Origin of the sequence: Lactobacillus sp. ESL0259 (genome assembly GCF_003693045.1) — a bacterium.
In the GTDB taxonomy this organism is placed as follows: Bacteria; Bacillota; Bacilli; order Lactobacillales; family Lactobacillaceae; genus Lactobacillus; species Lactobacillus melliventris.
This window is the reverse complement of sequence record NZ_REHP01000007.1, coordinates 17909-32756: the sequence shown is the minus strand read 5'-3', so window position 1 is coordinate 32756 and position 14848 is coordinate 17909. Positions and strand designations below refer to the sequence as shown.

15 protein-coding genes, 1 tRNA gene and 1 other annotated feature are annotated in these 14848 nt (G+C 35.7%); of the genes, 13 read left to right on the top strand and 3 right to left on the bottom strand.

The features are described 5' to 3' along the window. Window positions 1–40 precede the first annotated feature (40 nt). Complete coding sequence (locus tag F5ESL0259_RS05370; RefSeq protein WP_122037744.1) at window positions 41–397, bottom strand: arsenate reductase family protein; 357 nt, start codon at window positions 395–397, stop codon at window positions 41–43. Window positions 398–532: 135 nt separating this feature from the next. Here F5ESL0259_RS05370 and F5ESL0259_RS05365 point away from each other — a divergent pair, with 135 nt between their 5' ends. The 3 genes from F5ESL0259_RS05365 to F5ESL0259_RS05355 all read left to right on the top strand — a co-directional run bounded on the left by F5ESL0259_RS05365 (window position 533) and on the right by F5ESL0259_RS05355 (window position 4651). Then, complete coding sequence (locus tag F5ESL0259_RS05365; protein WP_122037743.1) at window positions 533–1540, top strand: LuxR C-terminal-related transcriptional regulator; 1008 nt, start codon at window positions 533–535, stop codon at window positions 1538–1540. Window positions 1541–1820: 280 nt separating this feature from the next. Then, complete coding sequence (locus F5ESL0259_RS05360; RefSeq protein ID WP_110446248.1) at window positions 1821–3011, top strand: nitrate/nitrite transporter; 1191 nt, start codon at window positions 1821–1823, stop codon at window positions 3009–3011. Between the two features lie 14 nt (window positions 3012–3025). Next, window positions 3026–4651 (top strand): amidohydrolase, encoded by a 1626-nt coding sequence (locus F5ESL0259_RS05355; RefSeq protein ID WP_122037742.1) that lies wholly within the window; start codon window positions 3026–3028, stop codon window positions 4649–4651. 67 nt (window positions 4652–4718) lie between these two features. Here the strand turns inward: F5ESL0259_RS05355 and F5ESL0259_RS05350 are convergent, their stop codons facing one another. Continuing rightward, on the bottom strand, window positions 4719–5756 hold the full coding sequence (locus tag F5ESL0259_RS05350) for a PTS transporter subunit IIC (protein WP_122037741.1): 1038 nt from the start codon (window positions 5754–5756) through the stop codon (window positions 4719–4721). A 510-nt stretch (window positions 5757–6266) separates the two neighbouring features. Between F5ESL0259_RS05350 and F5ESL0259_RS05345 the strand changes: the two genes are divergently transcribed. Continuing rightward, entirely contained in the window at window positions 6267–6752 is a 486-nt protein-coding gene (locus tag F5ESL0259_RS05345) for a hypothetical protein (RefSeq protein WP_052724654.1), read from the top strand. Between the two features lie 80 nt (window positions 6753–6832). Here the strand turns inward: F5ESL0259_RS05345 and F5ESL0259_RS05340 are convergent. Further along, a tRNA-Arg gene (locus F5ESL0259_RS05340) sits at window positions 6833–6906 on the bottom strand. Between the two features lie 201 nt (window positions 6907–7107). Here F5ESL0259_RS05340 and F5ESL0259_RS05335 point away from each other — a divergent pair. The 9 genes from F5ESL0259_RS05335 to nusB all read left to right on the top strand — a co-directional run bounded on the left by F5ESL0259_RS05335 (window position 7108) and on the right by nusB (window position 14829). Then, a complete protein-coding gene (locus F5ESL0259_RS05335) occupies window positions 7108–8871 on the top strand; it encodes a DUF2207 domain-containing protein (protein WP_122037740.1) in 1764 nt (587 codons plus the stop codon). An 87-nt stretch (window positions 8872–8958) separates the two neighbouring features. Beyond that, a complete protein-coding gene (locus tag F5ESL0259_RS05330; RefSeq protein ID WP_122037786.1) occupies window positions 8959–10278 on the top strand; it encodes a DUF2325 domain-containing protein in 1320 nt (439 codons plus the stop codon). Between the two features lie 173 nt (window positions 10279–10451). Further along, on the top strand, window positions 10452–11291 hold the full coding sequence (locus F5ESL0259_RS05325; protein ID WP_110446243.1) for a YitT family protein: 840 nt from the start codon (window positions 10452–10454) through the stop codon (window positions 11289–11291). 87 nt (window positions 11292–11378) lie between these two features. After that, window positions 11379–11453, top strand: a sequence feature (ribosomal protein L21 leader region). Between the two features lie 13 nt (window positions 11454–11466). Then, window positions 11467–11781 carry a 50S ribosomal protein L21 gene (gene rplU, locus F5ESL0259_RS05320; RefSeq protein WP_046332289.1) on the top strand — a complete coding sequence of 105 codons (315 nt, stop codon included), beginning with the start codon at window positions 11467–11469 and terminating at the stop codon, window positions 11779–11781. A 13-nt stretch (window positions 11782–11794) separates the two neighbouring features. Beyond that, window positions 11795–12088, top strand: a complete 294-nt coding sequence (gene rpmA, locus F5ESL0259_RS05315) for a 50S ribosomal protein L27 (protein ID WP_038523172.1) — start codon at window positions 11795–11797, stop codon at window positions 12086–12088. 143 nt (window positions 12089–12231) lie between these two features. Beyond that, the gene (locus tag F5ESL0259_RS05310; RefSeq protein ID WP_110446242.1) at window positions 12232–13341 is read left to right on the top strand and encodes a Xaa-Pro peptidase family protein; all 1110 of its coding nucleotides are present in this window, start codon (window positions 12232–12234) and stop codon (window positions 13339–13341) included. A 72-nt stretch (window positions 13342–13413) separates the two neighbouring features. Beyond that, window positions 13414–13983, top strand: coding sequence for an elongation factor P (efp, locus tag F5ESL0259_RS05305; protein WP_046325073.1), 570 nt, complete (start codon window positions 13414–13416; stop codon window positions 13981–13983). 17 nt (window positions 13984–14000) lie between these two features. Next, window positions 14001–14459, top strand: a complete 459-nt coding sequence (locus F5ESL0259_RS05300) for an Asp23/Gls24 family envelope stress response protein (RefSeq protein WP_046325072.1) — start codon at window positions 14001–14003, stop codon at window positions 14457–14459. Continuing rightward, window positions 14437–14829, top strand: coding sequence for a transcription antitermination factor NusB (nusB, locus tag F5ESL0259_RS05295; protein ID WP_110446241.1), 393 nt, complete (start codon window positions 14437–14439; stop codon window positions 14827–14829). Before F5ESL0259_RS05300 ends, nusB begins: the two co-directional genes overlap by 23 nt. The last annotated feature ends 19 nt before the right edge of the window (window positions 14830–14848 follow it).

Sequence of the window (14848 nt, the reverse complement as noted above, 5' to 3'; positions counted from 1 at the left end):
AGAAAGAAGGTTTTAAAAAATCTTCTTCCTCTAATGTAAATCATAGCCAAACTTCTTGGTAGGTCTTTTCATTAAAACCGCAGGTCAGTTTTTCACCTTCAACTACCAATGGTCGTTTAATCAATTTACCATTTTTGGACATCATCTCTGCTGCTGCGGCAATTGACATATCAGCTACCTGATCTTTGAGATGCAGTTTGCGGTAGTCTTGTCCGTGAGTGTTGAAAAAATACTTTAACCCGCGATCCTGATGTTGGGTAAGCCAATTAATTAAGTCAGCTTTCTTGGGTGGTTGCTCTACCAAATCCTGAAAGTCAAATTTAACATTGTGCTCTGTTAACCATTTTTGAGCTGCTCTTGAAGTTGAGCAGCGCTTATAACCGTAAAATTTTATCATTTTCATGCTCTCCTTTGCTTAAATTATAGCAATGATGGCAAGCAAAAATACAATAATAAAAACATTTTTATAATTTAGGATGTATTATGTTAAACTCAGTGTATAGTTTTGAAATAAAATTTGGGAGTTGCAATTTTGCAAGAAATATTTGTTTATATTTATAATATTGCCTTTTTAGTTCTTTATTTATGGGTAATAAATGTTTCAGAATATGCTTATAAAACCACTAATAATGGTATTTTTTACTATGTGGGCCTGCTTTATGTAACGTTAATAATTGACAGTACGATAGCTTTTTCATCAGATCTGCTAAAAGTCACTAATAGTAATTACCAGATTGATACCAAAGCCTTTTATTTAATTAGAATTTTAGCATTTATAATAGGGGGAATTTGTTATGTTAAATTGATGTCCAGCATGATAAATAAGAAACCCAAAATTTTATACTATATCCCTATTTTTGCTGTGTCCTTGTTAAATGTCGCTTTTGTGTTAAATTCTTATAGTGAACAAAATGCGGGAGTACTCCAAAGGAGTACCCAGGATGCTAGTATTTTATTTCTTTGCATAATTTATTTTTGTAACACTTTTAAATCAGATTCTAAAGGAAAAAATAGCAAGAAAAAATATTACGATCGTGCTGTAATATTAACTGCTATTTTTATGACGTTGTCATGCTTAGAAGGAATCTTATTTTTATTTTTGAACGATTTAAATCAAAATAGTTTTGTCATTTTAACCAGTTATATGAGAGTTATCGGTTTTAATGAAGATCTTTTTTCAATTATCCTGTCTTTATTAATTATTTGGTTTGCTAAAAGGGAAGAGGAAGAAGCAAATAAAAATAACTTAGAAATTTTAGTGCAGCAAAAAATGAATCAATATCAATCTATGCTTCACGAAAAGGAGAATGCTAGCGAAGAAAGTCAAGTTGTTGAATTCTGTAATTATTACAATATGACAAAAAGAGAATCAGAAATATTAAGGCTAGTCTTAAAAGGTAAGAAGAATCAGGAAATAGCTGATGAATTGTATATTTCTGTAGGAACGGTGAAAACACATATATACAGTATTTATAAAAAATTAGCTGTTGATCGCCGCAGTCAGTTAATGCATGTTTTTATGGAATATAAAGAAAAATAAGCTAAAAATAATTGGCTAAATCTCAAATTAAGCAAAGAGACTGGGAAATCATGTTAATGGTGAGTGATTTTTCAGTCTTTTTTAGTTTTTCCAATCATTTACAGCACCGTTTTTAGTCTTTTTGGCATCTACTACTAAAGTTTAGTTTTTAAAAAAACTTAGTTGCAGCACATTTTACGCCTAAAATACAACGAAAGTTGATTGTAACTTTACTCTTTTTTGCTTAACTTGATCCATGAATTAATCCATAAATGGATCAAACAGAAAAGGAGAAAAAGTTATGGAGAAACAAAAATTACCTGCTTATCGTTGGGTGATTCTAACAATTGTTAGTTTGTTGTGTTTTATTGCTAATTATATTCAGTTTCAGGTTTCGGCGTTGGCCACAGTAATTATGCCTCAATTACATATTACGACTGCTGAGTTTTCGGCTCTCTTAATGGCGCCAATGCTAGTAGCCGTTGTGCTCAGTATTCCGGCTGGATCTTTAGGAGATAAATTTGGCTCTAAAAAGGTAATATCAGTGGGTTGTATTTTATCCATCATTGGTGCATTTGGCCGGTTTATTGCAGCGAATTTTGCCATGATGATGATAATGCTCTTATTATGCGGTATTTTTATTTCACTTTTAAATGCCAACTTAATTAAAGTTTTGGGTACCTGGTTTAAGCAGGATACGGATGCTGCCATGGGTGTATTCTACGCAGCTTCATGCTTGGGAATAACTTTGGCTCAAATCACTAGTTCATGGTTTCCGTCTGTTAATGCTGCTTACATGTTTTCATCTGTTTCATTATTAGTCTTAACTATTTGCTGGATAGTTTTTGTTCGTGATACTCCTAAAGGCGAATCATTGCCGCCAGCAGAACCAACAATGAAATATTTAAAAGTTGCTATTAAAAGTAAAAATACCTGGATTGTCTCAATTTGTGCTGGCTTAGGAATCGCCTCAACAACTGCTTATGCTGGTTTTTTACCGCAGGCGCTTAATTTAGGTCAACATATTAATAATGCGACAGCCGGAATTATGTCTTCTGTAGTTACTGTCGGTAGTTTCTTTGGCTCTTTAATTGGTCCAGCTTGGTGCAACAAGCTTGGTCGTTATAAGATGTTTTTGACCGTAACGACATTAATTGGTGCGATCGTAATGTACTTTACCTGGTATACACCAGCTGGTTTCTTTTTATGGGCCATGTTAGTAATTAATGGTTTCTTTACTGCAATTAGTGGACCAATAGTTCAAGCTATGCCAATACAATTTCCAGAAATAGGAGAGAAATATTCTGGTAGTGCTGGCGGAATAGTTGGTACAGTTTCAATGCTGATATCATATTTTATTCCAATCATTGTGTCCAAGATTGCTGGAAACGACTACGCTAAGAATCTAGGGATTGAGTCGTTAATTTTCGGATTATCGATACTATGTATATTGGCGTTGCCTGAAGTTGGTAGTAAAGCAAAAAATAAATAGGAAGGCAAGAAAAAATGGAAAAAGCAGATTTCGTTTTAAAAGGATCAGCTATTTTTACTGGTGCTGGTGATAAGCCAATATCTGGTTGCGTTTTAATCAAGGGAAATCGCATCTTGAAGATCGTGCCGTTAGATAGAATGACTGGTTATATTGATGAAAAAACCACCGTGATTAATTGTGGTGATCATTTGATTATGCCCGGCTTTAACGATTCTCATATGCATATTTCGCTAGGTTCTGTTCAAAATGATCCGGACTTTTGCATTCAAATGATGAACTGTAAGAGTGAAGAAGAATGTGTACAAATGGTTAAATCATTTGCTGATTCGCATCCTGATAATCCTTGGATATATGGTACAGGTTGGTATGCAGAAGTTTGGGATAATCCTCATACTCCCTCAAAAGAATCACTAGATGCTTTAAATTTAGACCGTCCAGTATGTTTAAATTCATTTGACCTTCACTCCGTCTGGTGCAATTCCATAGCCTTGGACAAGATTGGTATTAAAAAAGATACGCCCAATCCCCAAGGTGGAATATATGGTCATGACGAACAGGGCGAACTAAATGGTATTTTATATGAACCACCAGCAACAAAAGCCATGATGGACGAGGTTTTAAATGTGCCAACACTGAAACAATCTTTGCTGAAATGTCTAAAGCACTTTCGTGAATTAGGTATCACTTCAGTTGCTGATGTCTATCCGTCAGGTCTAACGAATGACAATATCCCGGAAATATTTGATGAATTAGAACAATCTGGAGAATTAACTACCAGAATTACATCATTTCCATCCTTGACAGATATTGCTGGTGCGAAAGAACTGAAGAGAAAGTACCATACTAATAAGCATAGGGTTGCAGGTTTGAAACAAGTTCTTGACGGCGTGGTTGAAGCTCATACTGCCTTTTTGAGTAGAGAGTATGATAATGATCCTGGAAAATTTGGTGATACTTCTTTAACTCAGGATGAGCTCAACAAATATGTTCTAGCGGCCCAAAAGGAAGGGTTCCCTGTCAAAATACATACTATTGGTGATCAGGCAAGTACGATGGCCCTAAATGCATATGAATATGCCAAAAGTAAAATTGGCAAGTTAACTTTGCACAATTCCTTAGAACATATTGATATGATCAGACAAGACGACATTGACAGACTGAAGAGTTTAAATGTAATGTGTGCAGTTCAACCGCAACATTGCATTGGAGACTATATGAGTGGAGGATATTTGCCTTGTATTGGTAAAGAGAGGTTGTCACACACTTGGCCATACCGTGAAATACTTGATGCGGGAAGCCATTTGGCTTTTGGTTCAGATTTTCCCGCTGTATACTCTGTAAATCCAATTTGGACAATTTATGCGGCTGTAACGCGTTGTGAACCAAATGAAGGTAAACCAGATGGAGGTTATTTCCCAGAACATGCAATTACTCTGACTGAAGCTTTGCAGGCTCATACCAAGTGGTCGGCCTATGCTGAATCCTTCGAAAATGAACTGGGAACTTTGGAACCTGGTAAAATGGCCGATGTCATTGTATTAGATAGAAATCTATTTGACATTGATCCGCAAGAAATTCGTTTTGCCAAAGTTAACTTAACCTTTTCTGATGGTAAGTTGGTTTATAAGCGCGATAAGTAAATTAAAACTAAAAAACTGATAGTTAGCGATTATGATTGATAACTATCAGTTTTTGTTTGTTTTAAAATTAATTGAAATCTAGTTCAAAATCTTGACTTGTGAAAAGATGTACTTTGCTATTAAAGAGGTAGTTCATCAATATGCCCAACGCAATTGGCAAAAAGAAGAAAAGAATTGCGATTAAAAGAATATTGAACAAATTTGCGGGCCGATTAGCCATTGCCGCTATGGGTCCGATTAAGCCGGAAAAACCAAAGCCAGCACTCATTGGTGTTCCCTGAATTTGAAAGACTGCTCCCAAACCACCCATGATACCAGCATTGATTAAAAGCGGAATAAGTAGTTTTGGATTAGTCATTAAATTAGCCATTTGCATTTTGGGAGAGCCCAAGAAGTGAGCAATTGATGTCCCGAAACTATTGGATTTCCAACCAAAAACAGCTAACGCAAAGGAAACGGCTGTAATACCAAGATTTGCAGAACCAGAAGCAATACCAGAAATGCTGATTGCAGTGGCGATGCCCACTGAAGAAATCGGCGAAACAATAAGCAGGCCGAATACCATTCCCATTAGCATGCCCATGATAATGGGCTGCAAGTCTGTCAGTTTTTGGACTCCTAAACCGATTAAACTGGTGAGTTGACCAACAGGTATGCGGGTCAAACAGCCAATTCCACCTGCTATTAGTAAAACTAAAAGGGGAACCAGTAAAATCGTGTATGCCTTTAATTTTTTACCAAAAAACAATACTAGTCCGTAAGCAATCATAATCGTAATCGCGGTATTAATGACATCACCACTGCCTGTTACAGTGACTTTACCGTTATTCATCATGAAATTACCAGCGCCTGCTGTTGCTGCTAAAGCGATAGATGACGTTTGGATAGGTGTCAATTTACCAGTCATGCCGACACATACTGCACTAATTGCTGGTAATAACGCCGAAGCAAAGGTAGTTAAGGCTATGATAAAACTCAGTTGCGGCATACTGGGTAAAAGAGCTTTTACCAGCTGGTTAATTAAGGCTCCGGGAATTAAAGCTACAACTATACCAGTTGACAAGCCGTTTAGGGTATCTAGCGTAATCTTTTTCAAAGTATTCATTTTTCTCTCCTAAATAAAAACTCACACAGATGACGACAACTGTGTGAGTCTTCAGAGAAGAAAGTACTTAAGTCTTTGAACACACAATTGTCATGAAGATTGAACTGTGTGTCTAAGACAATGACAAACCAGGCACTCAGATCAAATAGCTGAAGTACCAGAAATAATATTTAACTTGCGGTTGATTAATTTTTTTAATTGTCGTCATAATCTTTACCTCTCATAAATATTTAAGCAATATCATAACTTAATAATAAATAAAAAGCAAGTCCTAATTTAATTTAATTTTAAAAAGTTGATACAGCAATTAATTAAGCAATTTAAAATTATCCTGCTTAAGTAATACAAGTAAGTTTATATTAAAATACTAAATCAACTTGATATTATATTTTTAATATTACTAGAGCTAGAAAACTAAAAAATTAAAAATAAATGCTTTGAATAACTCTTTAGTAACGACTAGAATATTCTCAAGTAAAATATAAATTTATTCTATTGTAAAAGAAAGAAGTGTTTATTATCACACTGTTTATTAACTGTATCAGTTTTTTGGGTGACTGGTTGCTATTCGCTTTTCCTCTATATCAGGGATTAATGGAGCTTTATGACTACGAATGGTTTTTAAAAGAATTTAATCAATCAAGCAAAGCACAGCCTAAGATTTCTCCTCTTTACTGGATTATACCTATTGTCAAAATATACCTAGAAAAGAGACGAGCAGTCAAAATTTTGGGCAGTATTATCAAAAATGAATCAGATTTACGTACAGCTATGAGTTTTATTGACAAAGCAACTGCCTGGTATTTTGTTTCTCTTGGTGGTTGGTTAAAGATGGTATCTTCTTTATATGAATTTATCGGAGAACTTCACGAAGACAGCATATTGCTGCTAGTTGGCGGAACTATAGTTTTAACATTTTTAGGTATTTTTTCAGGTTATTACCGCTTGAATCCGAAGAGACAAAGAGTGTTGATTTCAAAAATTAAGAAGAACTAGCAAACAAAAAGAACTATAACAATTCAGTTATAGTTCTTTTCTGTAAGAGTTCAAACAAGTGTTAACTATTTACAACTAAATGATCCGGGTGAGATTCGAACCCACGACCCACGGTTTAGAAGACCGTTGCTCTATCCAGCTGAGCTACCAGACCGTCAATTTTGCGTATTCCTGCGCAAGAACAGTAACTATTATAGAAAAAAATTTAAGTAATTGCAACCAGAAATTGCGATTTTGTTTAATTAATTTTAAAGCAAGGTTGATGTTAGCAAAGAAGAGATTATAAGATTAATATGTTAATTGTAGTTTGTAATCGGTATAATTAAAATAATTATTTTAAATGATTGGAAAAATTATGAAACATAAATTACTAAAATATATCTGTCTCTTAGGCATGCTTCTAGTTAGCTTAAGCCCTGTACAAAAAGTAAAAGCCGATGTTGATTATGATATTGCTAAAAATATCACAAGTGCCAAAGTTAATCCTGATGGTTCTTTGTCGATGAAAAGGGCAATTACCTACCAATTCAATAGTCGAGCACATGGCGTTTATTACCGGCAAGCTTTAAATTCAAATCAAAAAATTGAAGATGTAAAAGTGCAGGTTAAAAATGAAAATCAAAAGAGACAAACAGTTAATAACTATGTTCTTAAAAAAATGAAGCGCGGATATCGCTTTAAAGTATTTTATCCCATAAAAAATCACAGCCATTTTACTGTGACGTATTTTTATCGCATAACCAATGCTATTACTAATTATCGTGACGTTGCTGAACTTAATTTTAAGATTATTGGTAATGGCTGGGATACTGATTTGGACTATGTCAAGGCCAGCGTTATTTTCCCTGGACCAGTTAAAGGACTGAAAGCCTGGGCTCATGGGCCACTTGATGGCTACCTTAAAGTTAATCCGAAAAAAGGAAAAATTGTTATGATAGCTGAGAATCTTGCTGGCGACACCGGTATCGAAGTTCATACTATTTTCCCTGTGAGTATCACTGCCAAAAATAAAAATGTTAAAAACAAGAATCACCGCCAAGCAGTTATCAAGCAAGAGAAAGAATTAGCTCAAGCAACCATTAGAAATAAGCAGAAAAAAGAAAGAAGAAGTATTTGGCTAATAGCATTAAGCTTGTTTGTCGGACTTCTAGGAATTATTAAAGGTTTCAGAACCAAAGCAGCTGGTTTGAAGCCGCGCAAGAGTCGCGAATTGGCTCATAATTATGAAATACCTGATGTAGATCCAGTATTAGCGCAAATTTTGGATACTGCTAAAAAGCCCGATAATAAGGCCTTTACGGCATACTTAATTAGCTTAGCGGCTAAGAAAAAGATCAAGATAGAAGATTTTAAGGTTCATCGTAAAACTTATTACCAGATAACATTGCTAGACAAAGGTATTCTTGATAATGATATTTTAATCAAAACTCTATTCAATAGCGTTGGTGATGGTAACCAATTCACGACGCAAGAGTTGAAAAAGTACCATGGTAAAAAGCTTGGAAACTCTTTTGATACCTGGGCAACTAATTATTTTGACAGTAAAGAAAAACAAATATATTTACCTGATACGTTGACCAATAGTCGGGCTAAAGTTAGCGGTATTATTATTTTGACGATGGCAGTGAGCTTTGCGTCTGCGGTAATTGCATTAACAAGTTCTTTAAAATATCTTTTGATAATAGTTATAGGTGAAGCTTTGATCCTGCTATTGAGTCTTCTTGCTTTAGTTTATAGTAATAAAAAGATTGGCATATACTCTGAAAAAGGCAAAAATGAAACTGAAAAAATACGCGGTTTCAAGAAAATGCTAAGAGATATCGGCAAGTTTAAAATGAAAGATGTCGGTGATCTCTTACTATGGGAAGATATTATGCCTTATGCCGTTTCTTTCGGTTTAGCAGACAAAGTCATGAAAGAAATGAAAATCGAATTCAGTGAGGAAGAGATTCAAAACAGTAATTACTTCTATTATGGTTTTATATCAAACACGGGAAAAGACAGTTTTTCTTCCAACTTTGATTCTTGTTTTAGTGACGGTATATCTTCTGGCTCTAGCAGTTTCTCAAGTGGTTCATCCGGCGGCTTTGGCGGAGGCTCTGGTGGAGGGGCTTTCTAGTTTAATTATTTGACTTAAAACCTGGCCTGAAGTTTGGCTTTTGTCTTTGCTATAATTAAGTAAATTTCTAAAAAGATAGGTAAAATGATGTTCGATTATCGCAATAATTTAAAAAGAATTCTTAATCAGACGGCGGGAGATGATAAGAGCTTAAAGAATGGGATAGCAGCAATTAAATTAATTTTGGGCATGACTGATGAGCAGACTGCAAAAGTAACAGCTAAAAATAATATCGAAGTTGATCTAGAGCAACTTAATTTACTGTTAACCAGCTTAGCCGGGTTAATTAAAAATTCTGGAGATATTGCCAGTAAGAACACAGCACTTTCGGCAATTCAAAAACTAACGCTTGCTCCAAATATTAATAAAAAATATCGCCAAAATTTAGTCAACCTAAAGCAAGCAATCAATTTGATGCAGACACCTAAGGATATGATTGATAAAAAAGTTTTTGAAGAAGCCCTTGAAATTGCTCCAAAAAGTAAAAGAGATTATCGGAAAGGAAAACGGTATACAGTAATTCGTTTACTGTCAGGCTGTGATTTGATTAACGACAGCAACAGAAGAGTGTACACCATGAAAGAGTCTCAAATTCATTCTTTAAACTTAAAAAGTGGTGATATAGTAGAGGCCGTTCCAGAAGATAAAAATTCACATTATGAAGCAACTATTTTACGCGTTGTTGGCTTTCGTGAATTGCCGTCTATGGAAGTTGATTCAATCTCAACATTTAAATATGCGGTAGTGCAAGGACGCGCGGGTCATTTAGCTATTACTCGCAATGCACAAGGAAAGAAATTACGTGTTAATGGTAAGGCGGTTCTTCTTCCTGTTGATTCGAGTAAGTATTGGGATGAAAACATTAGATTAGTTGATGGCTCAATTGTTGACTTAGTTTGGTATGATGGCGATGTTCGTTTGAAAAAAAATCCGGAAGAAGCAATTCAAATTCGCTGGATTTATGAGCTTGAGCAACCGCAGAAGCCTAATAGCGCTAAAAAGAAAAGAAGCACTACTGCAGAAAAAGATGAGAATTTAACTAAGCTGGCATTGGATTTACATTATCAACGAGTAGGCATCGCTATTGGTAATAACCAGAATGAAGCAATGCTGGGAGGGATAGTCAAAAGGTATAATGGTATACCTATCCCCATTGATGCTTTCCAGGGCAAGAAAAAAATCATGGAAAATCAGATCAAGGATCTGGATATTGTAATCCTGGTAACGGCATTTGCTGCCCATGACAGTACTTGGAATATCAGTGAATTTGCCAGTAAGTATCACATCAAATTTGCAGTTAGTTCAAGTAAAGGCTACCAAGCGTTTGAGCGGGCATTATACCGTGCTGAAAAGGGTTTACCGGCATATGAAGGAAATCAGACAATTAATTATCAGGTTGCTGACTGATAGTCATAACGATTTTCTTTATAATTTCTTAATAATTTAAGAAATAAAGGTCAGCTTTGTGTTTTTACTCATGCAATTTTACTGCAGGTTAAATAGGAAAGCCCATATTTCTTGCATGATTTTGCTTTTTTCCTGTACAATATTAAATAACAATTTTATGGAAGGAAGATGAGATGAAAACAAAAACGCAAAAGCATACCTGGCAATATTGGCTTTTTTTCTTAGCTGGTTTGGAAATAATTACAATATCAATAAATTTCTTTTATGCTCCTATTAATGTTGCTGCAGGTGGTTCTACAGGTATTTCAATATTGATTGATGCTGTTTGGGGAATTAACCGCTCTCTTTCGGTATTTGTGGTCAATGCTCTGATGCTTATTTTAGCTGCCGTTTTTTTAGGTAAAGAAACTTTAAAAAAGGTGGCTTTAGGCAGCCTTTTAGTACCTGTGTTAATGGCAATTACACCTAGTTTTAAATTAACTTCGAATAATATGCTCGCAGTTATCTACGGCGGGGTCTTAATGGGTGTTGGTGTTTCAATGCTATATCGCATTAACGCTTCATCTGGAGGAACTACTATCCCACCTTTGATTATTAAAAAGTATTTTTATATTGATCCCGCATTATCATTAATGGTTATTGATATGTCTGTCATTTTTTTGAATATCTTTGTTGATGGCACTGAAGCCTTTCTGCTGGCCGCTTTTTCTCAGGTAATTACTACAATGACTATGCGTTATACAGAAACTGGTTTTGATAAAAAATATCAGGTGCGCATTATGAGCAACAATAAGTTGGAAGAAATTCGTCAAATGTTGCAACAGGATTATGATGGGCTGACCGTTTACAATGTCGTAGGTGGTTATAGTGATCAGGATAAGCAACAGCTGGTGATTGTTGTTGATACTAACGAATATGGTCAGCTAGTTGCTAAAGCTCGTAAAATTGATAGCGAAGCATTTATCGTCACTGAAAACATTGCCAAAGTGCACGGTGGTAAATGGCAAATTTAAACTTAATTTAGCGGATAAAGAAGCCATTTTTTATTGCTAATTGAACTTGATAGTAGTATGATGTAGTAGTTGTATTTGTGGGTTCCTCCACATCTGCAACCGCACATTTTGAGGTAATAAGTCTTGGTTAGAGCACCTCAATTGGCGAGTCTAAGTAATTTTTGGAGGGTAGTAAATGTACGCAATTATTAAAACCGGTGGAAAGCAATATAAAGTTGCTGAAGGCGATAGTGTTTTTGTTGAAAAGCTTGATGCTGCAGAAGGTAAAGAAGTTACTTTTGATGAAGTAGTTCTTACTTCAGACGGCAAGGACGTTAAAGTTGGTACACCGTTAGTTAAAGGTGCTAAAGTTGTTGCTAAGGTTGAAAAGCAAGGTAAGGAAAAAAAGGTTGTAACCTTTAAGTACAAGCCTAAAAAGCACTCACATTCAAAATATGGTCACCGTCAACCTTATACTAAGGTTACAGTTGAGAAAATTGAATTAAACTAGAGGTGAAATAATAATGAATATTTTAAATCTTAAATTATTTGCCCACCACAAGGGTGGAGGTTCTACTGCCAACGGACGTAATTCAGCAGGTCGTCGTTTAGGTGCTAAGGCTGCTGATGGCCAAACTATTCACGCTGGCTCAATCATTTATCGTCAACGTGGCACAAAGATTCACCCTGGTAAAAATGTTGGCCAAGGTGGAGATGACACTCTGTTTGCTTTGGTAAATGGTGTAGTTAAATTTGAGCGGAAAGACAAGTACAGAAAACAAGTTTCTGTTATTCCGGTTGAAGAAGAAGCTAAGTAATTTAGTTCTTAAACCAAAAGACGAAAAGCATATGCTTCTCGTCTTTTTTCTGTTTTATTTAAAAAAGTAATGATGTGATGGTATTGTATATCCCTTTGGGGTTAAAATTGAGGTAAAAGTTTGATATACAGGAGAATACAAGCATGACTGAACAAAATGATTTATTAACATTAATCAACAGGCGCATACAGAAAGTAACCGAACTAATTAAAGAGCGTGATGCCGATGGCTTGCTGATTTTTAATCAAGCTAATTACCGTTATCTTACTAATTTTACCGGTGAAGAAGCACAATTAATTTTAACTGCTAAAGGGGAGCGGATATTACTGTCGGACTCACGCTTTAATGACCAGATTAAGGCTGAAGCACCAGGCGAAATTGACGTGGTAATGAAAACGAAAGATCAAGACGTTGAAATTACTAATCAATTGCAAAAAGCTAACTTGCAAAAAGTTTTAATCGAAGGGGAGTTCGTTTCAGCGGTTGAATTTACGAAATTGCAAAAACTAAACCCGCAAGTTGATTTTGAGATTTGTCAAGAATTAGTCGAACAAGTTCGCAATATCAAAGACTCCCTTGAATTAGAAACATTACGTACAGCCATTAACATTTCGATGGATAGTTTCAATGAAATTTTGCCTTTAATTAAACCGGGAGCTGTTGAAAGGAAAATAGGAGCTAAATTAGATTACTATTTCAAAGTCAATGGCGGTGATGGTCCTAGTTTTGATACCATTATTGCTTCAGGTGTACGTTCTGCCTGGGCTCACGGGGTTGCCAGTGACAAAATGATTGAAAATGGTGACATGGTTGTAATCGATTTTGGTGCATTTTATCACGGCTATGCGGCTGACATTACCAGGACTGTTGCGGTTGGCAAAGTTGACCAGGAAATGCATAAAATTTACAAAATCGTCCACGAAGCGCAAAGACGGGGCATTGAAGCTGCAGTTGCCGGCAACCACGGTTCTGATGTTGATCGAGCAGCCAGAAGCTATATTACTGAACAAGGATATGGCCAATATTTTGGCCACGGAATAGGTCATGGTATAGGACTTGAGATACATGAACTTTGTCAGCCGGCTCTGCCTTTTGGTAAACAAGAACTAATTAATAATATGGTTCATACAGTTGAACCAGGAATTTATTTGCCAAATAAGGGTGGTGTCAGGATCGAAGACGACATCTTAATCAACGATAACTGTCCTGAAACACTATCAACTTTACCTAAAGACGACTTAATTTCTTTGTAAAAGATAAATAATAATTATAGTAAAATCGCTTACTAATTGGTAAGATAATATTATGGAGATGAGGTACTCAATATGACAATGATTTCAGTTAATGAGTTTAAGAATGGCTTAACTATTAAGTATAATAATGACTTATGGCGAATTGTTGAATTTCAGCATGTTAAGCCAGGTAAAGGTAGCGCCTTTGTTCGTTCAAAGCTAAAGAGTTTGAACACTGGTGCAGTGCAGGAATACACTTTCCGCTCAACCGCTAAAGTTGAAACTGCAGAAATAGAGACCAAGGCTATGCAGTACTTGTATAATGATGGTTCAAGTTACGTCTTTATGGATACAACAACCTACGACCAGCTGGCAATTCCTAATGAACAAGTAACAGACGAAGCTAAATTCTTAAAGGAAAATATGAACGTAAGTGTAATTATGCATGATGGTAAAACATTAGGAATTCAATTACCGAACACTGTTGAATTGACGGTTACCAAAACAGAGCCTAATATTAAGGGAGATACCTCATCAGGTGGTGGTAAGCCCGCAACAATGGAAACGGGTCTTGTTGTTAACGTACCTTTCTTCATCAATGAAGGAGACGTTTTAGTAATTAATACGGTCGATGGTACATACGTATCTCGCGCAAATAAATAATTTTTCGAGGTAAAAAAATGGCAGATAGTTCAAAAATTGTCTTAGATGATAAAAATAACGGTGAAGAAATTGAAATTGATCCTAGTGTTCTTGAAGTTATTATGGGGATTGCTGCCGAAAAAGTGGATGGAGTTGCCGAAATGCACGGTAACGTCAAATCTGGAATCAATCGCGTTTTAGGTAGAGAAAACCATGGCAAAGGCGTCTCTGTTAACATTGATGACGAACACAATTTAACCGCCGATGTTTACGTTAGCATTGAGGCAGGAAAAAATGTGCCTCAAATAGCAACGAACTTGCAGAAGTCTTTGAAACAGCAGGTTTTACAGATGACAGATTTAACTCTTAGCGAAATTAACGTGCATGTTACCGGTCTAGAATTCCCAGATGAGGAAGAAGAGGATGGTAGTGGTACTTCACAACTGTTTTCTGACATAGATGAAAAGGGTAAAAATGAATCAACACGAAAGTCGTAGAGTCGCAATGCAGGCCGTTTATTTAGCAAACCAAGATCTTAAATATACGGCCAGTGAAGTTGAAGCCAAAACTGTTGCAATGCTTGATTTGAAAGAACTTCCTGCTTATTCTAAAGAAATAATTGAAGGAGTAATTGAAAAGCGGGATGAGTTAAAAGGTGAATTAGCCGGTTTTTTAAAGAAAAACTGGCGGATTAACCGTATTAACCAAATTTCGCTGGCCATCTTGGAAGTTGCTCTGTATGAAATAAAATACAGTAAAGAAATTGAGCCAAAAGCTGCAGTTAATGAAGCTTTGAACTTGTGTGATGAGTTTGCTGATCCCAAAGATAAACCATTTATTAATGGTATGTTAGCAAACTTTATCTAAAAATATCTTATAGTCGGCT

Bases quoted from the DNA above. Each gene is read 5' to 3' on its own strand.
- F5ESL0259_RS05370 (WP_122037744.1), bottom strand. From the start codon at position 397: ATGATAAAATTTTACGGTTATAAGCGCTGCTCAACTTCAAGAGCAGCT.
- F5ESL0259_RS05360 (WP_110446248.1), top strand. From the start codon at position 1,821: ATGGAGAAACAAAAATTACCTGCTTATCGTTGGGTGATTCTAACAATT.
- F5ESL0259_RS05355 (WP_122037742.1), top strand. From the start codon at position 3,026: ATGGAAAAAGCAGATTTCGTTTTAAAAGGATCAGCTATTTTTACTGGT.
- F5ESL0259_RS05350 (WP_122037741.1), bottom strand. From the start codon at position 5,756: ATGAATACTTTGAAAAAGATTACGCTAGATACCCTAAACGGCTTGTCA.
- F5ESL0259_RS05335 (WP_122037740.1), top strand. From the start codon at position 7,108: ATGAAACATAAATTACTAAAATATATCTGTCTCTTAGGCATGCTTCTA.
- F5ESL0259_RS05330 (WP_122037786.1), top strand. From the start codon at position 8,959: ATGTTCGATTATCGCAATAATTTAAAAAGAATTCTTAATCAGACGGCG.
- F5ESL0259_RS05325 (WP_110446243.1), top strand. From the start codon at position 10,452: ATGAAAACAAAAACGCAAAAGCATACCTGGCAATATTGGCTTTTTTTC.
- rplU (WP_046332289.1), top strand. From the start codon at position 11,467: ATGTACGCAATTATTAAAACCGGTGGAAAGCAATATAAAGTTGCTGAA.
- rpmA (WP_038523172.1), top strand. From the start codon at position 11,795: ATGAATATTTTAAATCTTAAATTATTTGCCCACCACAAGGGTGGAGGT.
- F5ESL0259_RS05310 (WP_110446242.1), top strand. From the start codon at position 12,232: ATGACTGAACAAAATGATTTATTAACATTAATCAACAGGCGCATACAG.
- efp (WP_046325073.1), top strand. From the start codon at position 13,414: ATGACAATGATTTCAGTTAATGAGTTTAAGAATGGCTTAACTATTAAG.
- F5ESL0259_RS05300 (WP_046325072.1), top strand. From the start codon at position 14,001: ATGGCAGATAGTTCAAAAATTGTCTTAGATGATAAAAATAACGGTGAA.
- nusB (WP_110446241.1), top strand. From the start codon at position 14,437: ATGAATCAACACGAAAGTCGTAGAGTCGCAATGCAGGCCGTTTATTTA.